This is a genomic window from Shewanella sp. ZOR0012, assembly GCF_000798835.1.
GTDB lineage: Bacteria > Pseudomonadota > Gammaproteobacteria > Enterobacterales > Shewanellaceae > Shewanella > Shewanella xiamenensis.
The window spans coordinates 4471701-4493593 of record NZ_JTLE01000094.1 but is presented as its reverse complement, the minus strand read 5'-3'; the positions used below and the strand labels follow the sequence as shown (position 1 = coordinate 4493593).

The 21893-nt window shown below is 45.0% G+C and carries 18 protein-coding genes; 15 read left to right on the top strand and 3 right to left on the bottom strand.

The genetic code is table 11. The features are described 5' to 3' along the window. Positions 1-17: 17 nt before the first annotated feature. The 3 genes from L976_RS21345 to L976_RS21335 all read left to right on the top strand — a co-directional run bounded on the left by L976_RS21345 (position 18) and on the right by L976_RS21335 (position 4296). The gene (locus L976_RS21345) at positions 18-1193 is read left to right on the top strand and encodes a phosphoglycerate kinase (protein WP_047539863.1); all 1176 of its coding nucleotides are present in this window, start codon (positions 18-20) and stop codon (positions 1191-1193) included. Between the two features lie 197 nt (positions 1194-1390). After that, on the top strand, positions 1391-2458 hold the full coding sequence (gene fba, locus L976_RS21340) for a class II fructose-bisphosphate aldolase (protein ID WP_011071213.1): 1068 nt from the start codon (positions 1391-1393) through the stop codon (positions 2456-2458). A gap of 344 nt (positions 2459-2802) precedes the next feature. Then, positions 2803-4296 (top strand): response regulator transcription factor, encoded by a 1494-nt coding sequence (locus L976_RS21335; protein ID WP_231570531.1) that lies wholly within the window; start codon positions 2803-2805, stop codon positions 4294-4296. On the opposite strand, the gene L976_RS21330 is transcribed toward L976_RS21335, so the two are convergent. Continuing rightward, positions 4274-5752: a histidine kinase N-terminal 7TM domain-containing diguanylate cyclase gene (locus L976_RS21330; protein ID WP_047539859.1), complete on the bottom strand. Its 1479-nt coding sequence runs from the start codon at positions 5750-5752 to the stop codon at positions 4274-4276. The two genes, L976_RS21335 and L976_RS21330, sit on opposite strands and share 23 nt — an antisense overlap. Positions 5753-6140: 388 nt before the next feature. Between L976_RS21330 and L976_RS21325 the strand changes: the two genes are divergently transcribed. The 12 genes from L976_RS21325 to L976_RS21270 all read left to right on the top strand — a co-directional run bounded on the left by L976_RS21325 (position 6141) and on the right by L976_RS21270 (position 20361). Continuing rightward, positions 6141-7418, top strand: a complete 1278-nt coding sequence (locus tag L976_RS21325) for an InlB B-repeat-containing protein (protein WP_047539857.1) — start codon at positions 6141-6143, stop codon at positions 7416-7418. A 2-nt stretch (positions 7419-7420) separates the two neighbouring features. After that, the gene (locus L976_RS21320; protein WP_047539855.1) at positions 7421-10783 is read left to right on the top strand and encodes an Lcl domain-containing protein; all 3363 of its coding nucleotides are present in this window, start codon (positions 7421-7423) and stop codon (positions 10781-10783) included. Positions 10784-10916: 133 nt separating this feature from the next. Continuing rightward, entirely contained in the window at positions 10917-11459 is a 543-nt protein-coding gene (locus L976_RS21315) for an Lcl C-terminal domain-containing protein (RefSeq protein ID WP_047539853.1), read from the top strand. A 57-nt stretch (positions 11460-11516) separates the two neighbouring features. Next, the gene (locus L976_RS21310) at positions 11517-11714 is read left to right on the top strand and encodes a hypothetical protein (protein ID WP_047539851.1); all 198 of its coding nucleotides are present in this window, start codon (positions 11517-11519) and stop codon (positions 11712-11714) included. Between the two features lie 63 nt (positions 11715-11777). Next, positions 11778-12488 carry an Lcl C-terminal domain-containing protein gene (locus L976_RS21305; protein WP_047539849.1) on the top strand — a complete coding sequence of 237 codons (711 nt, stop codon included), beginning with the start codon at positions 11778-11780 and terminating at the stop codon, positions 12486-12488. Positions 12489-12559: 71 nt separating this feature from the next. Beyond that, positions 12560-13633 carry a hypothetical protein gene (locus L976_RS21300; protein ID WP_047540870.1) on the top strand — a complete coding sequence of 358 codons (1074 nt, stop codon included), beginning with the start codon at positions 12560-12562 and terminating at the stop codon, positions 13631-13633. A gap of 81 nt (positions 13634-13714) precedes the next feature. Continuing rightward, positions 13715-14914 (top strand): hypothetical protein, encoded by a 1200-nt coding sequence (locus L976_RS21295; RefSeq protein WP_047539847.1) that lies wholly within the window; start codon positions 13715-13717, stop codon positions 14912-14914. A 66-nt stretch (positions 14915-14980) separates the two neighbouring features. Continuing rightward, positions 14981-16183, top strand: coding sequence for a tetratricopeptide repeat protein (locus tag L976_RS21290; protein WP_231570530.1), 1203 nt, complete (start codon positions 14981-14983; stop codon positions 16181-16183). A 277-nt stretch (positions 16184-16460) separates the two neighbouring features. Next, complete coding sequence (locus tag L976_RS21285) at positions 16461-17198, top strand: DUF481 domain-containing protein (protein WP_037414718.1); 738 nt, start codon at positions 16461-16463, stop codon at positions 17196-17198. A gap of 240 nt (positions 17199-17438) precedes the next feature. Then, positions 17439-18908, top strand: a complete 1470-nt coding sequence (nhaD, locus tag L976_RS21280; RefSeq protein WP_047539845.1) for a sodium:proton antiporter NhaD — start codon at positions 17439-17441, stop codon at positions 18906-18908. 165 nt (positions 18909-19073) lie between these two features. Beyond that, positions 19074-19820 (top strand): winged helix-turn-helix domain-containing protein, encoded by a 747-nt coding sequence (locus L976_RS21275; RefSeq protein WP_047539842.1) that lies wholly within the window; start codon positions 19074-19076, stop codon positions 19818-19820. A 1-nt stretch (position 19821) separates the two neighbouring features. Next, on the top strand, positions 19822-20361 hold the full coding sequence (locus L976_RS21270; RefSeq protein ID WP_047539840.1) for a hypothetical protein: 540 nt from the start codon (positions 19822-19824) through the stop codon (positions 20359-20361). A gap of 63 nt (positions 20362-20424) precedes the next feature. Here L976_RS21270 and L976_RS21265 read toward each other — a convergent pair whose 3' ends face one another. Next, positions 20425-20949, bottom strand: a complete 525-nt coding sequence (locus L976_RS21265; RefSeq protein WP_047539838.1) for a hypothetical protein — start codon at positions 20947-20949, stop codon at positions 20425-20427. A gap of 10 nt (positions 20950-20959) precedes the next feature. Then, complete coding sequence (locus L976_RS21260) at positions 20960-21781, bottom strand: hypothetical protein (RefSeq protein WP_037414755.1); 822 nt, start codon at positions 21779-21781, stop codon at positions 20960-20962. Positions 21782-21893: the final 112 nt, after the last annotated feature.

The window sequence follows — 21893 nt, the reverse complement described above, 5'->3', positions numbered from 1 at the left end:
TAAAAGGAAGCGTTACCATGGCAATTATCAATATGTCAGATTTAGATCTCCAAGGTAAGCGAGTGCTTATTCGTGAAGATCTCAATGTGCCTGTCAGCAACGGCGTCGTCACCAGTGATGCACGTCTGCGTGCCTCACTCCCTACTATCGAGTTAGCCCTTGCTAAAGGCGCGGCGGTAATGGTGATGTCTCACTTAGGTCGTCCAACCGAAGGTGAGTACAACAGTGAATTCTCCATGCAACCTGTAGTCGATTACTTGGCCAAAGCCCTGTCTTGCACCGTCCGTTTAGCGACCGACTATTTAGACGGCGTTGAAGTTGCGGTAGGCGAAGTGGTTGTGTTTGAAAACGTTCGCTTTAACAAAGGCGAGAAGAAAAACGATGAAGTGCTGTCAAAGAAAATGGCAGCCTTATGTGATGTGTATGTGATGGATGCTTTTGGCACGGCTCACCGCGCAGAAGCCTCAACCAATGGCGTTGGTTTATACGCGCCAATCGCCTGTGCTGGTCCATTACTGGCCCAAGAGTTAGATGCTTTAGGTAAGGCGTTAGATAATCCAGCGCGTCCATTAGTGGCAATTGTTGGCGGCTCTAAAGTGTCAACTAAGCTGACTGTGCTAGAAAGTTTATCCGGTATTGTGGATCAATTAGTGGTTGGCGGTGGTATCGCCAATACCTTTATCGCTGCGGCGGGCCACAATGTAGGTAAATCCTTATACGAAGCGGATTTAATTGATGAAGCTAAGCGCTTAGTGGCGAACGCCCAAAGCCGCGGTGGCGACATTCCTGTGCCTACTGATGTGGTTGTTGCGGGTGAGTTTAGCCCTACAGCTGCTGCGACCTTAAAAGCGGTCAATGAAGTAGGCGATAGCGACATGATTTTCGACATCGGTCCCGACAGCGCCGAAGCCTTAGCGAAAATCATTGAGTCTGCTGGCACTATCGTATGGAACGGCCCTGTGGGCGTGTTCGAGTTCGACCAATTCGGTGAAGGCACTAAGCGTATCGCGCAAGCTATCGCTGATTCTAAAGCCTTCTCTATCGCTGGCGGTGGTGACACCTTAGCGGCGGTCGATAAATACGGTATCGCCGATAAAGTCTCTTACATCTCTACTGGTGGTGGTGCTTTCCTCGAGTTCCTCGAAGGTAAAGAGTTACCCGCTGTAGCTATGTTGAAAAAACGCGGTGCCTAACATTGAGTTAGGTATTGCGCTGTCGCGGCACTGCGCCGCGACAGCACAAAAATGATAAAAAATTATAAAAAAACCGCTCCTTCTCTAAAGGGATTTACACATCACTAGAGCGATTGAGCATAAAAATCCATCCAAACGATAGCGACCTCGGTGACCCAGCGTTAATGTGAAGTCACCCTATTATTGGAGTTAAAAAAATGGCGTTAATTTCCCTACGACAACTACTCGATCACGCGGCAGAGCATGGATACGGTGTGCCAGCGTTCAACGTAAACAACCTTGAGCAAATGCGCGCCATCATGCAGGCCGCAGAAGCCACCGACAGCCCTGTTATCGTGCAAGCCTCTGCGGGTGCGCGTAAATATGCGCGTCCACAATTCTTAAAATACCTGATGACGGCTGCACTTGAGCAGTATCCCGATATCCCAGTCTGTATTCACCAAGACCATGGTACTGACCCTGATATCTGTCAGCGTTCTATCCAATTAGGTATGTCATCAGTAATGATGGACGGCTCATTAATGGCCGATGGTAAAACCCCTGCTTCTTACGAGTACAACGTTGATGTAACTCGCAGAACCGTAGCATTCGCCCACGCGTGTGGTGTGTCTGTTGAGGGCGAAATCGGTTGTTTAGGCAGCTTAGAAACCGGTACAGCCGGTGAAGAAGACGGTGTGGGCGCAGAAGGAGTATTGAGCCACGATCAACTGCTGACCAGCCCAGAAGAAGCGGCACGCTTTGTTGCCGATACCCATGTTGATGCGCTAGCGATTGCAATTGGTACTAGCCACGGTGCATACAAGTTCAGCCGTAAACCAACGGGTGATGTACTGCGTATCGACCGCATCAAAGAAATCCATGCCCGCATTCCTAACACTCACTTAGTGATGCACGGTTCATCTTCAGTGCCGCAAGAATGGCTTAAAATCATCAACCAATACGGTGGTCAAATTCCTGAAACTTACGGTGTGCCATTAGAAGAAATCGTTGAAGGTATCAAACACGGCGTGCGTAAAGTGAACATCGATACCGACCTGCGCTTAGCGTCTACTGGTGCAGTACGTAAATACTTGGCCGAACACCCAAGCGAGTTCGACCCACGTAAGTTCCTGAAAGCCTCTATGGAAGCGATGGCAGACATCTGTACCGTTCGCTACGAAGCCTTTGGTTGTGCGGGTCAAGCTTCTAAGATTAAGCCTTTGTCTTTACAAGCAATGTACAAAGCGTATCAATCAGGTGCCTTAGATCCTAAGATCAATCTGTAAGCTTTAAATCACTTTTCAAAGCCCGCTGATTAGCGGGCTTTTTTATTTTACTTTAATAAGTTAGCTACTTTTTATTATAACTTGAATGCGTTTTTTTCTGATACTTATGTTGGCTTTGGGTTTTGTATGTTAAGTATCTTTGGTGGGGTTATGTGATTTTGATCGAGTCAATTGGATTGCCAATAGTCGAAAAATCTTCACAATAACCGAGCTAAATTATCGATTTGTTGAATGGAATGTCTGGAGAAGTACTGTTGTCCTCATTTTTTGGGTTTCTGTTGCTGTTAAGCATCTTGGTTTTTTGTGTTTATCTAGTCAAACTCACGATAACTTACCAAGCAAAGGTGAAGTCATTTCAGACTGAACTTACTCAGGCTAATCAAATAATACAATCGCTTAGGCAACAACGTGAATGTGAACAGCGCACCTTTAGTCAGCTATTTACTGAAATAACAAAAAATGTCACTTGGTTAGCACCCTATATTGCCAACACTCAGACCCATACTGATGAGATGAATGTACTATTGCTGCGAATCAATCAGTTACTCGAGAGTACAAAGCAGTGGAATGAGTCATCTCGCCAGATGTTATCCTCACCATTTTTGTTGCAACCTTGGCTAAAAAATCAGTTAAGTTTCGAAAAGGCAAAAAGCCAACAACCTTTACCCATTCATATCAGTGAAATCCCCGATCTGCTTGTTCAAACCCATCTCGAACTGTTAGAAAAAGTCTTTAATAAGTTTTGTCAGGACGTCAGACAATCGACAGGCTTAGCTGGCTATGTACTTGAGATAGAGTCACAGCAAGGGCTTCGCTTAACCTTAACGGGTAACGTCGAGGCTAAGCGGGAAGAATATGCCGATGACAGCTACCTGCTGCTAAAAAAACAGGTGGAAGAAAATGGAGGGGAACTCTGTTGCCTGCATAGCTCACAATCAATAGCGCAATATACGCTATGCCTACCAGCGACTGTCTATGAATTACCGCTATTTACGCCGGATTTCAGATATCTAAAGCACCATATTGCCGATGAAAGCAAAGCTAAAATATTGATCGTCGAGAGCGAACCAGAGTTTATGGATTGGCTTTATTACCACTTAGCGGCGGATTTTCGGCTCACTCTTTGCCAAACATGGCAAGGAGCGCAATATGAGTTAGATGAACAGGGCGCAGAATTAATCCTGTGCGATACCCAGTTAAGTGATGGCGATGCGGCCAGTTGGTTATCAACACTCAAACATCAGCCTGAATATGCCGCTATTCCGTTTGTGATGTTAACTGCGGTTGATGATCCGCAGCAGCGCTTACAGGCATGGCAGTGTTATGCTGATGATTATGTCAGCAAAAACAGCGATCCCGCATTATTGGTGGTGAGGTTAAATGCTTTAATTGAAAATAGGCGCCTTGTGCAGCAGCAAATGTTATCGCTTTCCTTAGCCACAAATTCTGTGCAAGAACCCTCTTCTGCACCTGTGCTAAGCACAACAGAAAGCCTCGATGAACAATTCGCTAAACGTTTAAGATGGGTGATTGATCTGCACATTACCACACAGGAATTGACGGTTGAGTTTGTTGCACAGCAGTTTCATACCAGTAGCCGCTCATTGCAGCGGCGGGTACAAAGCGTATTTGGCTTGTCATATTCTCAATATTTAAAGCAAACCCAATTACAAATCGCTAAGGATGCTTTAGTCGCAGGGCACAGCGTTAAAGAAGCGGCCTACTATGCAGGTTTTACCAGTCAAAATTACTTTGGCCGCGTCTTTAGAGCGGAATATGGGGTAACGCCCAGCCAATTTAAAAAGGATGCCAGTACTAAACCGCCAAACTTGGCTTAAGTTTTTTTAATTGCATGGCCTCACCTAAGAGGCGATCAATAACTTGTCGATCGCTTTCTTCAGAGAGGTGTTGAACACAAAAAGTGCTGATAGCAAGTGAGGTCAGTTGTTTGGCTTTATCTGCTAGTTGCAGCGCGAGTTGATTGGCATCCTCTAACCAATAGCGGGGTAAAATAATAATAAAAATATCGCCAATATAACGAGTTAATATGGCATCACTGGGTAAGTGATGACTGAGGATATGGCTTAGCTGTTTTAGGCGCATATCGCCAACAGTATAGCCGTGAACTTCATTCACTTTACGAAAGCCGACAATATCCAATACAACAATAGAAAGCGGCGTTAACTGGTGGCGACTTTCAATAATTTGTTGTTTAAGTCGGCAATGTAATGCATGGCGGTTATGGCAGCCCGTTAATGAGTCGGTATTGGCGATTCTTTCCATTTCTTCGAGCAGTTGCTCTTTTTCGGTGACATCGGACAGCATAATCACACTGCCAATCGCCATGGCGGCGTCTTTTCCCATGAGTGAACGCTGTATTTGGACTCTTTTACCATCGTTTAATCTGATCACCTTAGTTTGGTTATCAGCCACTAGCGATGGGTCAATAAAACTACTTAATGGTTGACCTATTTTCCCCGTCGATAGTGCTGGCAAGAAGATTTTTGCCTTTGGGTTATAGTCAATTAAGCGCGATTGCTCATCAATCACGATATAACCTTGTTCAACTTGGTGAAATATTTGATCCCGTGCAATGGGGGTGAGTTTAATTAAGTCATAACGAAACACGCTTATCGCAAAGGCGATAGTACAAAAGATAAAACCAAAAGTACCTATATCAAGGCCGTAGGGAGTATTGCCAAAAAGCGTCCAAATATAGTTCAGCCAAGTTAAAGTAATGCCGACCAGAATGAGTAAAATCTGTGGTCTTAATACTGGATGTGTATTTTGCATGCAGCGGATAAAAATAATCACACTCACGATAACGGCCAAATGAATATAGAGCGAATAAGCTAAGTACAGCCATCCTAAATGATTGGTCGTGACAGTGATGTTATCCACTTTTTCTAGCCCGACAATATTAAAGCCTAGCCCATGCAAATCATTGGTTAATTGGCCTAATAGCACTATGGCACTGATCGAAAGCAAACTGCTCACTAACCATAAAGGTGGCGAGGTTCGGGTCTGATAACTCACCGCAAACAAGACTACACAGGTAGGAATAAAGCAGGCACCTACAAATTCAATATTGAGCCAAAATTTAATTGAATCTAGCTCATGGCTTGTCAGTTCAAAAGCATAACCAAAGGCTTGAATCGCGTAAGCCAGCAGCAGCCCAATAAACCAAATCGTGACCGCTTGATAACGGATTTTAAGTGTTGCCCCGGCAAGGATGAGGCATAGCGCGGAGATAACGAACAATACCCAACTGAAAACCGTAAAATCAGCAAACATGCTAACGCCTTCTCAATACGCCGTAACCCATACATCAATCACACGCGGCTAACTGACGCATATCCGCTCAGTATCCATTTTTCTACAAATGCGCGCCTATCTTAACGTCATCAATACAAGAAAGAAATAAGCATAAAACAAAAGGCTGACACCTAAACCGCATTATTTATTCGCACTTTTACGCCAACTATTCGGACTAATACGCCAAGGTGATTGCGTTCAATCCCCCGCTGAGTTCACATACAAGTTCTTTATTTTTCAGTCGTTAATCTGTTATCGCGAGAGACCGCTATTTCAATACTCAATGTCAATGGGCTGTTGAGTATCACGATAGCACTTGGTGGACTTTGGCTTGGCAATAACAGATAAAGCAGAAAAGGGAATAACCGTGATTCGAGCGAAAAAACCAATTACACAGGCATTTTCAATAGCCTTGTTTGCCATGTTCAGTGGCGTACTTTCTGGCTGTGGCGGAGATGACGCAGGGGCTAATCCTTCACCAGAGCAACCGGATAATGGTGGTGGCGTTACTCGGGTCACTATCAGTTCGGTCGCCTCAGAGGGCGGCTCGATACTGCCCGTACAGCTTGAACTCAACAAAGGCGGTTCAGCCAGCTTTGTGATTAGCGCCAATCCTGGCTATTCCATTGACCAGATCACTGGCTGTGATGGTGAGCGACAAGGCGATATTTACCAGGTTAAAAATGTGCAGCAAAGTTGCCAAATTACCCCCACTTTTACGCGTAATCGCTATCAAATAGATACAAAGATCACGGGCAACGGCCAGATTATTCCGACGCAATTGCAACTAGAGTATGGTCAGCAAGGGCAATTTACTCTCACCCCACAAACGGGTTTTATCATCGCCAATGTGACGGGATGTGAGGGAAACTTAAGCGGCAATACCTATACCAGCTCACCAGTGACGAGTGCTTGTACGGTTAACGCTAGCTTTACCCCTGTTGCTTATACCGTTACCGCCAGTGCGAGTGAGGGAGGGATTATTTCGCCTGAAAGCCAACTGGTAAACCATGGTCAAAGCGCATCTTTTACCCTTACGCCTAATCCAGGTTATCGAGTCGATACAGTGAGTGGCTGCGATGGCACCTTAAAGGAGAATACCTATGTTATCCAAAGTGGCTCGGCTGATTGCAGCATAAAAGCCCATTTTGCATTAGCGGCAAATTTCACCAATGTACAGATAGGTACTCAAGCCTTAAGCCCTGAGCAACAGCAACAACCCTTGTTTTTAGTAAACGATGCCTACGCCAAATCCCTCGATAACAACCTAGCCGAAGCAAGTATCGCCACGTTACCCGAGCAAAATCAATTGTTAACGCTAATTGATCACACTGGCGAGCCTTTAATGCTAGGGCTAAAACTCGCCAATCAACCAACCACTGAGGTGACGGTAGAAAGCAGCGCAGTGGTATTTGTTTTAAGCAGCAACCATTTTTACGGTGCTGATTTTACCGACCGAGCTGAACTCAACCGCCGTATACGCGCGCATCAAACCTTCCCGCAATTAGTGAGTGAGCTTAGCGAGCAGTTACAAAACGGTAATCCTTGCCCAATGGATAGAAGCTGTAGCGCAGTGGCGGCGATCATTTCTGAGCGCATTGCCAGTTCTTTAAATGTTGATGGTTTATTGGTGGCGGGAGAATAAGGATGAAAGGGTTTAAACTCAAAGTCGCAGCCAGTATCGGTATGTTTGCCATCACCATGGCAATGGGAAGTGCACAAGCGCAAACGCAGTACCGTTTAAATGACAATATTAATTTCACCTTAGATGATTCAGGCAAATTGACCGTTAATAGCGGTTACCTCACCTATTATTTATTGCGCGGTTACGATCCTAAAACCGAATACCAAACGGGGCGTCATTTAGTGAGTGCTTCTAGTCAACGTATCGACTTTGATGTGGCCGATCTTGAACTCGATGGTTTTTTCCCTAAGGTTGAGTTAAAGCTGCCGCAGCGGAAATACGAAAGCACTGAGCTTGAATTACCTAAGGTACTGCCAACGGCTAACGGTTGGCAAAATGCTGAGCTGACCCTCAAAGGCATTAGTTTAGTGGGCTTGGTGAATGAGTATAATGATAATGAAAGCATGGAAGGAGAAGACTTTGCCGATATGGTCGCGCTATTGGCATTAAATACGTTAGTGGTTGTTGATATTGCCGCCAATACCGTCACTGGGGGGCCAATATCTACAGCTAAAAAACGCAACCAGTTTCAACAATCATTGGATAGGTTTGCCCATTTTGCCGATTATGTCAGAAATGCAAGAGATCAAAAGTTTTGGAATAAATACGCTGATTTTATTGACTATGTAAAACTTTCACGGGATATCCTTAGCAACTTTGTTGATGCTGCTAATATTAATGCGGCCGATTACCCTTGGCTGGAATATACCCTACACGACAGTGAAATCATTTTCACGGGACTCGAAAAACTGCAAGTTATTACCGGTGAGGTGGATGATGACTCACCAATAAAAGGCACCTTAAAGCAGCAATACCAGCGATTATTAAAAGCCGACATTGATGCAGGTAAAGTGTCAGGTGATTCCTATGATGAGTTAATCAAATTTGGCGCTAAAAAATTCACCGAAAGCCTCAAAGGTGCTGATCCGAAGACGGCCGAAATCATTATTGCTAAATATATTATGGAGCCAGTCGGGCAAGCATTAGCCGCTTATCAAAAGGGATTACGGCAACAATTAATGATCGCGCAAGCAAAGGGGCAAAAGGAGATCATTACATCCCTTGAAGCTCAAATTAAGGACCTAAACCAAGCGCGAGTCGTGATTTTGCTTTCCTCGTTAGTACTAAATTCGAGCGATATTTATCAAGATCTTAAAGCCGAACCGCAAAAAATGATCAGCACGATTTTTGAGCTTGGCGTAGAAGCCAGCGCCGAAATGGCGGAGCAAGTTTTTGACGGGGCCGACGGTGCAACCATATTAGCTAAATACGCACTGCAACGCATGACGGGAAGTGATGGCCGAGCACATATTTATCATGTCACTGGCAAACTTAGCCAAGGGGTCTCCATTGGTAACAGCATTGCCAACAAGCTATTGCCTTTTCTTTGGGATTTAGCTTGGGCACCGGGCAAAATGTCAGTTGCTTTGGTCGACGGCAAATTAAACCCGCTAGGAGCAATGCAAAGCCGTGTGGATATCTATCGTGTGGCAAATAATGGCGCGCGTGAATTAGTTAAGCAACTCAGTAATACCAATGTGATTAAAGATACGGTTATTGCTTTAGAACACCTTGAGCAGTTGGATATTGAGGTTGCACTCTCACGCCCAAATATGTTCGATACCACTCGTTCACCTTGGTTAATGAGTGGTAATGTGCCGCCTCAATCTCTCTATGAAGCCAAGATTATTGACACCAATCAGCGTGGCTATGCCAGCCGCTTTTTATGTACTCGCACCCTATTAAACGACTTGAAATATGTCGATTACCAAATAGCCAATACATCAATGGCTGACGCCTACGATACAAGATGTGGCGCTGGCGATTGGTATGCTAATACTTGGTTTAATGGCACTAAGTCAGGTGCAACCATTTATGAAGACAATGATAAATTAGCAAATAGCCTCAAGTTAAAACCCGAGCTAAGTGATGCTCAGGCGCTGATCAGCTACCAACATATTTATCGTGAGGGCGATAAACCCGTATTGGTTCTAATTGATGGCCACTCCACTAACGCGATTACCCACAAAATTAGTTTTGTGCCAGCCGTAAGCAATGTCGGTTTTGGCACAGTGCAAATGCCCGTCGATAACGGTGGCTATGTGATTGGGTTTGATGTCTCCCAAATAGTGCAGTCCAATCTTGACCCGATTGTCACCTATCGTTGGGACTTTGGTGATGGCTCAGCGGTGTTAGAAACCAGTTCTACCTTGGTCGAACATGTCTATGCCGAAGGTAGCTTTACCGTTACCTTAACCGTTGTCACCCAAGCGGGGATTGAAACCACGGTCAGCCAAACAGTTGCGGTGGGTGAGCGCCTACGTACGCCAATGCTTGAGCAACCGCGTTATCAAATTGAAACCGATGGCAGCGCCAGCATTACCCTCAATTGGCGCAATATTGAACAGAGCAGCGCAGTCAATCTGTATCTCGCCGAAGAAAGCTTTACCGACTTAAACGATATTGCCAACTACGCCAGTTTAAAAGGGGCAAGGCGCACATCGGTAAAAGGCGCAGTTGAGTACCGCTTTACCGGTTTAACGGCAGATACCGAGTATTTTATGGTCGCCACCACCCAAGGCGCACATAAAGAAAGCCCCTTAAGTAATCAAGTGCAACTCGTTACCCGCAGAGTGGCCCAGCCCACCGGCAAACTTAATGATACTGGCATCGACTGGTGCGCCGATGGTAGCAATAACTACTTGGATTGCCCTGTACAAGGTTATGAGGGCCAAGATGCCGAGTATGGCCGCGATGCGCTTGCGCGCAACGGCCAGTTGCAAAAAGTCGGTGGTGGCGCGGCAGGCTTTGATTTTACCAAGCTCGATAACAGCGGTAACGCATTACCCGAAAGCGCCAGCGAATGGAGTTGCGTGCGCGATAACCACACAGGTTTAATTTGGGAAGTCAAACAACCCGCGGGCAGCGGCGGCCTACGCGATGCCAACTATACCTACAGCTGGTATAACCCCGATAACAGCACTAATGGTGGTAATGCTGGCACGCAAAACGGTGGCACCTGCCAAGGCAGTGATTGTGATACTCAAGCCTTTGTTAATGCGGTTAATAGCCAAGGCTTATGTGGTGCCAGCGATTGGCGTATGCCGTCGGTCAATGAGTTACTTAGCATTGTCCATAATGGGCGCATTGAACCTGCGATAGAGCAAAGCTATTTTCCACATGGGAGTTCGAGTCGGTATTGGTCGTCATCGCCCGATGCCGACAATGGTAACATCGCGTGGAGCGTCAACTTCGGCTATGGTCGCGTCGGCAACGGCATTAAGTTCTACGACTTCCACGTTCGTTTGGTGCGAGCCGGACAGTAATAGGTTTTTGGCAAATAAGGAGAGGTGATGCGTTATTTGGCTCAGTTGTCTCACGGGCGTTGCGCATCCTCTTCCATTGTGCGGCTGCTATTGCCCGCCGCCGTGAAATGTTTTGTGATAAAGGATAGATATTATGCGGACAATCAATCATTACTGGCCACGGGCTTGGGTATTATTGGCGCTGCTGCTGGGCGTGAACGCCCATGCCAGCAGCTTATGTGAAGGTCGCGAAAACACGGCTATCGCAGCCACTACGCCAAGCACGGATTTTAGCGATAACGGTGATGGTACCGTTACTCACCATACCACCGGGCTTATCTGGCAGCGCTGCAGCCTCGGGCAAAGCTGGGATGGCACCGATTGCACTGGCGAGGCAAGAACCTACACTTGGGAACAGGCCTTAGTGGCCGCCGCGCAACATAGCTTGGCAGGATTCAGAGATTGGCGCTTACCGAATAAAAATGAGCTTGCCTCGATTGTCGAATACCGCTGCGTGGCTGCGATTAATAAACAAGCGTTTCCCAATACGCCATCAGCTGAGTATTGGTCGTCTTCGCCCAGTACATACACATACAGTAGTAGCTACGCGTGGTACGTCAACTTCGCCAGTGGTGGCGTCAGCTTCAACCATAAGGGCAGCAGCAGCCTCGTCCGTTTGGTGCGAGCCGGACAGTGATTGGTTTTTGGTGCTTTTGCCCTTATCGCCAGCCACTAAAGCCCTGTGGTGATTGCTATGACTAAAACGGCAAGCTTAGCTGAGCTACTTAAGCCGCCTAAACGCTCCCCGCGCTACCTAGGTTTTACCCAAACCCAGTGGCGCGGGGCGATTAAGGCGTGGTTGCGGTTGCTGCCATCGCTGACCTTTGGGGAGATTTATGGAGTGTTTTCGCTTAGCCGCTATACCCAAACGATTTGGCGTTGCTGGTGGTAGATATTGCGGATTATTTCACCAGCTAAAAGGTAGCCAAAACCTAATTAATAACAAGGATCGCTTATGAGTAGTCAACGAACCCTGACCGTATTATTTTTCTTATCTCTGTGCGGTTTTTTGTGTTTATCAAAACCGGTGCAGGCCAGTGATTATGTTAGTTGTTTAGCCGAAAAATTGCAGGGCATTACCCATGATGCCGCCGTAAAAGCGATCACTGAGGCATGCCAAGCCCAATATGCTAATAATACTGCCCCCAAGCCTGCCAGCGCTCCAGCTAAAGCCCTTATTGATGGACGCTATCGAGATAACGGCAATGGCACCATTACCGATACCCAAACCAACCTTATCTGGATGCGTTGCAGTCTTGGGCAGCAATGGACAGGCAGCACCTGTGCAGGTTTGTCCATGGAAATGTCTTGGAATGAGGCACTGAAAACCGCGCAAAGTTTTAGCTATGCTGGCCACAGCGACTGGCGAGTACCAACTGTCGATGAGTTGGATACTCTGGTGCAATGCCCAGCAGGGCGTAAGCCTTCTGTACGCCCCAATGGTGAGTATGTTACTGATACAAATGGCTTCTGCAATGGCAGTGAATATAACAATCCCAAAATCAATATCATTGCCTTTCCAAACACCCCTAGCCGTGTTTTCTGGTCGTCTTCGCCCTATGCAGGCTATAGTGACCGTGCGTGGTACGTTGGCTTCAGTGATGGTTACGTCTACTACAGTAAGTACAACGGCCCCCGCGTCCGTTTGGTGCGTGTTGGACAGTGATTGGCTTTGGCTGTGCGTCTTTGTAGCGCATTTTAAGGGGTAAAAAGGCAGAGTAGATGCGGATGCTGCGAGTGAAACTAACAATACAGCTTGGATTGGTGTTACTTGGCGTATTGCTGCTTGGCGCTGTGGTTTACGCGCTGAGCATGCTAGAGCGTGGTGCGGTAATAGTGGGGGATAGTGATCCACTATCTCCCATGCCAGTGCCTTATTATTTAAACCTTAAAGAGGGCGAGTACGCCCGTCTCATCCCTCGGGCGCAGAAACAGTATGCGCTGGCACTGTGCCAAGGTGAAGACTATTGGCCCTTGCCTTATCTCGCTTACGATAACCTGTTATTGCAAGAAGTGCTGCAAAATCAAAATGAGTTTTCACAGCAGGACTATCTTAAAAGTCGCCTTGCATTACTGAACGAACGCTTTCGTTTTAAGCAGGATCGGCCTTTTTTACGTGGCGAGTTGCAAACGCTATTGCAAAGCAGCACTGCAGAGCAAAGCATCACCTTCAGTGCTTGGCTGAAAAACCGGATGGCAAAACAGCTTGAGCAGTTTCAGCAGTTGGATCATCAGCTAAAAGCGAGCCAGCCTTGGTGGCCGTGGGCGGATTGGCCAAGCGATAATCACTGCTTGCAATGGGCGATGCGGGTCAAGAATGATGACTCCCTCGATGCTGTGCCGATTTACCTTACCGACAATGGTGGTGGCAAAGGCATTGTGATTGATGACTTTTTTGCTCTGCTGCTAGAGCATCAAATCGATCAATACCTTGCGCGCGGTGATGTGCAAAGTGCCGCCAAGGTGTGGCCGCAGGTGTTCCGATTTGAACTGCTCGATGCCCGCATATGGCAAGACAACATCATTGCGCATATCGATGAGTATTTGGGCTTTATTACGCTGTTTGGTTTAGATAAAACCGAGGCCGTGGCGTACGCCGAAACGCGGTTGCAGCAAATCGACGATATTGATTACTACCCTGACGATAAAGCCATCATGCAGCGCAGCCTAGCCTACTTACAGCAGAAGACGCGTGAATCACAGCCAGTGCCAATTTCTGCCAAAAATCAACATCGCTTGCGCTGTTATCAAGGTAAAGCGCCTTGCCTAACACTATGGCAGTTATATGAACAAAGTGATTTGCAGCGTTAGGTTTTTCAGCGTGGTGTGCCTACATATCCTAAAAAGATGACAACTCATCACTATTAATAATCCGTTTTAAGGCGGGAACACATGTACAAAAATATCTTTTTAATTTTTACTTTGATGCTAAGTGGGTGCTCTAGTCAGCATTCAATGGACGGGGTAACACAGCAAGATAAGCAAGCTGATGTTATTAATTTGCATGAAGATATTTTGGTGAGTGATGATGTTGAAGCATTAAGTAATATTCTTTTAAAATATCCTGATTCTCATCAGGCAGAAGAAATAAAGCACCGTTTGATTCATATTTATCGACAACAAAACTCTGCAAGTGGCTACCGTAATGCCTATAAATGGTCAAGTGATGAAGCTGATTTGCATGCTGCACTTAAATTACTGGATACTGAGTCTGGGTTGGCTTTTTTTATAAAAGAATGCATAAAAGATAAAGATATAAAAATGGCTAATTTAGCCTCTGTGAAGTTGCTTGTTATGTATAGAGTTAATCCTGTGTTAATCAGTAAGGGAAAAGTAATTGATGCGAATTATGATGCTGATGCTAGTAAAGCAAGAATAATGGATCATGATATTGTTTCAATTGTATCGGGTGAAAAAGAAATGATTGATTCAATTGATAGGCTGTTTGATTCTAATCTGATTGATAATGCATATCTTCATCGTGGTGGGCTAGATTACTTTTCATATGCATACAGTTATTTTTTACTGCTACAAGAGCTTAGTGAAAGTGAAAGTAAACTTAGTGAGTTGGAAAATATTCAGCTTGCATTAGTGATTAGAATCTTCTTGAATAGCAATTTGCTTAATGGAAAATATTCTCCAATAGAAACAGAACTGGAAATAGTGCCTATGGTTGTCAATTTCTATATTAGGCGAGACGATGAAATTAGAAAAGAGCAGGCTAGACGAGAAATAAAAGAAAAGCAATTTGAATTGGCCTTTTTAATTGGTGCAGGATTAGTTAAACATTCAATTAATAGTATGAGGCAAACACTAGGCGAGATTAACAGTCAGAATGAAGCTCAACGGACTATATCGAGAAATAAGGGGCCTTGGTTTTTAAAAGAGTTGTCATATTGTTCAGATGCATATAGTGGTAATATGCATAGTTATTTTTGTGATACCGTTTGTACAAATGCTAATGGTGATACTGTCAAATTGCAGTCAATTAGTGCACACAATTTTGAAAATACTGGGTGGTCAGGGTCTGATGCAAGCGGGACATTTGGATCGACATTGCAATATTATCAAAAAGTTTGTTCAAGTTTATGATTCAATATAGTGCCAGAGTATTGGAATCATATTGACTAAGAGCCACTATATACAGGGATTTTCGGTGTGATAAAGAGGTGTAATGCACTTTGGCAGGAATTAAGGTTTGGCTTGCTCCTGCTTGTGGGCTTATATGGATTTACCTATGCCGCAAAAGCCACGGAAGATCCCTTGCCAGCCGTACAGACAGAAGCTATTTTTCCGTCTGTGCTCGATAGAAATACGCCTACATTTAAGCAGGCTTTTAGCTTATTGCAACAACAGGGTGCTAGCTTGGATATTGCGTTATTTGGGCACCATCCAGTGGAATATCAAGCGTATTTGCTCGGCAGTTACAGTGCGCAGGCGCAGCATTACCCGTTAGCGATTGAATGGTTTAATCGAGCCTATGCGGATGTAGATAAACTGAACGAGTTCAGTCAGCAGAGCTTGCTCTATCAGTTAGGATACAGCTATGCGCAGCTTGGTGAGTTGGCTGAGAGTGAAACTTGGTATCGCCGTGCGATAGCCAAAGGCAGTGCCGATGCGTGTGTTAACTTAGGTGCGAGTTATGAGCAGCGCCAGCAATATCAACAAGCCGAGGCTCAGTATTTAAGCTGTCTTCCTGACAACGAAAGTGCCTTGCTTTACCTTAATCTCGGTACGCTTTATTACAATGGGTTAGTTAAGCAAAATAAAAACTTAGGCGGCCGTTATTGGCAGTTATCCGCTAAGCTCGATCCCTACGATAGCGATATTCAATATAACCTTGGCGTGTATTACCTCAATACCGAGCGCGACTTAGACAAAGCCCGCTACTACTTTAGCCAATGCAGTTGGCAAGAAAGCGAATGTGCCAGCGTGTTATCACATCCCTTACTAATTGGTCGCAGTGCGGAACAAGCGCATTGGCAAGCACTGCGCCAAGGCAGCGCGGTTGAGCAACGTCATCGTTTAGAAGACAGAGCCAAGCACTTGTTGCCCGTGCCTGTGTATTTTGACGATGAAACAGCAGAGATTTTGCTGCAAGTACAATTGAGCGATAACGGGTGGCAGAGTATTACCGCCACGACTCAAAGCCGAGAGCCGTTAGAAAAAGCCTGCACTTGGTTAAATCGCCTGATTTGGGTCGATACCTTTTCGGGGGCGAATGCGCAAACTTATCTGAAGCTAAATAGTGGTACGTCAATGTTACCCTTGGAGTGGCAATATCAGGGCTTGCGTTATCAAGTCCTTGAGCAAAATGGACGGTGGCAGTGCTCAGCGTATCTCCTTAAATCTAATGAGTAATTGGTATTAATATCAAGAGAGCTGCAAATAATAGTGGCGTTGTTTTTAGACCTCAAGTTTCGATAAAAACATATGATTTTGCTTATTCTGTTAAGGTTTAATGATGATGGACATTCCATGACATATTTTTAAACTGCTTATGTGGATTTGGTGATACATAAGGGATTTATTGATGCCTTGGCTTTAATAGAAAAATCGATGAATTTTTATTTTTCAATCGTAAATGTTAGTATTACGCAGATTTTTAGGGGATTAAACGGAACAGGAACGGATAAACATGAAGAAAGTACTGACCGCTGCACTATTGATGACGGCGCCATTTATGGCGAATGCGGGAGCCGATTTTGTTAAAGGCGATAAAACATTCGCAGGCGAAGCCGAGCTAGGTGCAACCTTAACCACAGGCAACACAGATACCTCATCTTACAAAGGTCGCTTAAACTTCAAACACGAATTAGGTGATTGGGAAAACCAATATCTTTTAGAAGGTTTATATAAAGAGGATACTGGCGAGGTCACGGCTAAGCGCTATTTAGCGGGGGCACAAGGCAACTATAAGATGACTGACCGCAGCTATCTATTTGCTAACGCTAACTACGAAGTTGATCCTTTTACCGGTTATGACTACACAGTATCTGGCGCGACGGGTTATGGTCATAGACTCTATGACACCAGCAAGACTTTCTTAGATGTTGAAATCGGTCCCGGTTATATCTATCAACGCCTCGATTCAGAGCAAGCTCTGTTAGAAGGCACAGATTCCAATGACAGTGTGGTTGCCCACGGTGTGATTAACTTCGAAACTGAAATCACAGAAACCTCTAAATTCCAACAGCGTTTTGTCGCCGACTATGGTGATAAATTAGATGCGCGGTCGGAAACCTCACTCACTGCGAATATTATTGGCGCCTTGGCAATGAAGTTTGCCATTATCGTGCGTTATAACAGCGAGCCGCTGGACAATAAAAAGAGCACCGATACCGAAACCAACATGACCTTGCTCTATTCGTTCTAATCAATGTGATTGATATCAACATAAAAGCACCGAGAGGTGCTTTTTTATTGGCTGTTTTTAGACTAACTTGAAATAAAGTTAGTTAAATCTTTATTAGTTTCGTCTGTAGTTATACAAAAATTAATGTTCTAAGTGCCTTTGGTTATCGGGAAATGCATAGAAAGTTGCGTTTTATCAAAATTTACAGAACCCGAGCTATGGTAATTTGCGAACTGATTTCCCTTGCAGAGATGAATTTAGATGAAATTACAGCGGTGGTTTAGAAACAGTGGAATGGCATTATTTAGCCTATTCTGTGTTGCAATATTGAGCGGATTCTCACCAGCAGTTTGGGCAATGACCGAAGGAACAGAACGGCTCGATTTAACCGCTGCATCAGTGGGGTATATTGCCGTATGCGTCTTCGTACTTGCCTATATTTTGGTGATGGCCGAAGAGGCGCTGCACCTGCGTAAATCCAAACCCGTATTGGTCGCAGCCGGCATTATTTGGGGCATGATAGGTTTTGTGTATGTGCAAAATGGTATGTCAGAGGTCTCTGAAGCAGCCTTTAAGCATAATTTATTGGAATATGCCGAGTTATTACTCTTCCTATTGGTGGCGATGACCTATATCAACGCCATGGAAGAACGTAATTTATTCGATGCCATTCGCGGTTGGTTAGTGGGACGTGGTTTTAGCTTACGAACCGTTTTCTGGTTGACAGGCTTTATGGCTTTCTTTATTTCGCCCGTGGCTGATAATTTAACTACCGCATTATTAATGTGCGCTGTGGTCATGAAAGTTGGGGCTGGACAGCGAAAATTTATTACCCTCGCTTGTATCAATATCGTGGTGGCGGCCAATGCGGGCGGCGCATTTAGTCCATTTGGTGATATCACGACCTTGATGGTATGGCAAAAAGGGTTAGTGCACTTTGCCGATTTTTTCCATCTATTTATTCCTGCATTAGTCAACTTTGTCGTGCCAGCGGCAATTATGAGTATATTTATTCCGCATTATATCCCTGAGCCTGAAAAAGAGCAGGTTTACACTAAACCTGGCGCTAAACGTATTGTGGCGCTCTTTCTGCTGACGATTGCTACTGCAGTATGTGCTCACTCTTTCCTTGGTATGCCACCGGTACTGGGGATGATGACAGGTCTTGGCTTCTTGCAATTCTTTGGTTATTACCTGCGTAAAACCTTTGATCGCTCCGTTGCTCGTGAACGGGCAAAGGCGGAGTTACGTCAGGATAAACAGCGTCTTCAACAGTTAGGTAGTGTCGTGCCGTTCGATGTGTTTAATCGGATCTCCCGTGCTGAGTGGGATACATTGCTGTTTTTCTACGGGGTAGTGTTATGCGTAGGTGGTCTTGGTTTTATGGGGTATTTAAGTCTTGTTTCTGAGGCCTTGTATTCCCATTGGGATGCGACCTTTGCCAACGTAGCCATCGGTTTGTTGTCTTCAGTCGTGGATAATATTCCGGTGATGTTTGCGGTGTTGACTATGAATCCAGATATGGCCTTAGGTCAGTGGTTACTGGTGACGTTAACCGCAGGGGTGGGTGGCAGTTTATTGTCCATCGGCAGTGCGGCAGGGGTAGCATTAATGGGTCAGGCGAGGGGGATTTACACCTTCGGATCACATTTACGTTGGACTCCTGTCATTGCGTTGGGATATGTGGCGAGTATTTTAGTACATATGTGGCTCAATGCTGCAATGTTCTAAAAACAAATGAAACATAATGTATCCTTGTTTGTTTTTAGCATTAAATTTTTTATTGATGTAATTCACAGATTATTCATCTGATGCGGGGAGATGTCCTCGGATTACTGCGTTATTAAAGTTCAAATTGTATACTCGGCTTCAAGTTAGGTAATGCTAGGAGCCGAGATGCAAATTGGTGATTGTTGGTTTGATGCCCAAGAACATTTGTTAGTCGATGCCTCTGGCTGTCGCTGGATACTGAGTAGCGATGAATATCAAGTACTGAGCGTATTGGCTAAGCATCGAGGTAAGGTGGTTTCCCGCTTTGAATTAACGCAGTTATTGTCATCCTATGTTAAGGGGGCCCGTCGGTGTGATGATACTCTCGATGATGTTATCAAGCGGTTGCGTTCTATATTAGGAAAAAAGCCATATTCTTTACTCGATACGGTACGGGGTGAGGGGTTTATTTTATATCCTTCATCAGTGTCGATTAATCATAAGCTACTTGACTCCCCAACATATCAAATCAATCCGTTACAGTTCGCATTGATCATACTTGTTACCCTGATAGCTCTATGTGGGATTGGGGCGCATATTAGCCATCCAACGCAAATTGCACCGAATTATAGCCAGCAGATCCAGAAGCCAAATGGTTTGGCGTCAGAAGTTAAATTCTACACTGGGCAATACTATTGTACGGAGATGAAGTCCCTCGTCGAACAAATGATGGGGCAAATTGAAGCGTGTGCCGTGTTTCCTTGGCAATCTGTGGCGGCGAATATTTCTATTGATCGCAAGTTAATCAGCTTTATTTTACGGGATAACCGTGAGAATGGGCTTAAGTTTCAGACGATAAAATTAATGTCTGACAATTTTATGAGTGATACATCGCAACCTGATTGGTTAACACTTGCGGGGATATGTAGCTAAGATGGCATCCAGCATTTTTGCGTTAAGCCGTTTAAAACCATGGCAACTCCTGTTAATCATTATGCTCGGATTGGGGGGGCTGCTATATGGATATGGGCAGAGTGTTAGCCATAAAAGTTTACACTTAGATTGTCATGCTCAGTTATTCCAGCCACCATTTTCCGATGCATCTTCGTCATTATTGCGCCATTCTTTATCGCTTTCGGTCCAAGTGCAGGGGCAAAAGGCCACTTTAGATTATAGTTATGGCATTGATAATAAGGATCTTGCGTCCATCAACTATTCTGGTGAGGTTAAACATTTTGACATTGGCACTATGACCTATCAATTTGATTTAGCTCAAGCGAATATCAAAATGGATCTGCTGCAAACAGAGCTCCCTGAGCCGATTCGAGAAGATGTGCAGCGCTCAAGGGCTGCATTAATCGCGCTGGGAACTATGAGCTTTAATATGCAGATTGTGGATATTAATCGTATTGATGACTATACCCTGATTAAATTTATGCCCAGTGGTAATTTATGGGCGTGTAGTAGTCGCTAATTACAAAATAGGCATCCAAACCTAGAGGTGGATGCCTATTTGATAAGGTGTCGATGAAAAGGATTACAACGGAACGACTGGAACTAAGGTCAGTTCATTATTGGCTTTGGTACCATAAATTTGAATCGCGACTTTAATTTGCGCCACGGCGCCACTTGGGTCCTGTTGCTGCCAATCAAGTCCTGCTATTTCAAACTGATATTGACCATTTTTTACCTCGGTTAATTTACCGCTGCATTCACCTTTGCTTTGGCAACGATAGCTTTGAGTGACATGCCAACGTTTCCATGCTTTAGCATTTGACGACGATTTATTCTTGTCAGGAAAGCCAAAATAGTAAATATCGTAGTTTTTAGCCGCAGTGATTGCCGCTTGTGACGCATCAGCCAATGTAAATAACAACGTGCCGGTATTGGGATCAAATTGCTTTACTGCCAGATTAATTTGCGTCGCCTCGTCAATACTCACGGTTTTTTCGACGGGCGGAGGTGGTGGCGGAGGTGTGATTTCCTCTGAGTTGTTATCGTCACTACCACAGCCAGCAAGGGCAAACGAAGCTAGGGTTAACGCAAGTAATGGGTATTTCATCACTGCCTCCTTAATTAAAATGTCCAGTGTGGCAAGTGGTACATTCCATATCCGTTTTAACGCTTGCTGCTGAGCCTAATGTTCCTGTGCTGCCATGACAAACTTGGCAATCCTGAGCCTCAAGTGAAGGTTTGCTACCTGGTAAGGCACCGATATTCTCTCCTTGATGGGCACGGTTTAGCAGTTCGACCAGGTAATACGCCATGGAAGCTGATAGGCGATAACAGCGTTCACCTTTTTTAGCAAAGGGTAGGCCCGATGCCCTAGACCAGTTACTAATAGAAGAGTGGCACAATACGCTCATGGCTTTTGATGAACTACCAACCAGAGCCGTTTTTTCTGCGGTTGAGCCTATGCCTGCAATAAATTCAGGGGAAGATAAAGGTAACGTTGTATTTTCATAATAACGGAATGTGTTGGCAATCACTGCGCTGTTTTGACCATTAATATCATCTAAGATATTGACTAACATACCGATAGCGTTGAGGTTTCCACATAAGGTGCCTTGGCCTGTAACCCCTGCAAAACCATAACCAGCAAGCGCGGTTGGGATAGTTTTAAACTTATCAGCATCGGCACTATTAGATTGCGCTAGCATAGTGACGACAGAGTGAAAGACTTGGTGCATACAGCCACCACCTGTCTCGTAGGCGAGTTTAGCGGTTGCCATGGGGTCTAGTGGTGCGTATTTGAGTTTTTCGCCGAGTGCTAATTGATATTGACCGTCGGCATTGGTCGCCGCAAAGGCTGACGTACCCATTAATGTTGCGCCCGCTGCCGCTGTGCTGATACCGATAATACGAGTTAATGCTTGGCGTCGATTAATGCTCATCATAAATTCCTCTTTAGTAATTGCTTTTATTTATCAATCAGAAAACTGGTTTGATGAAAGCCATTCTAGGGAGCTAAAAGATAAATAATGTGATTTGCCAGAGAGGATATTT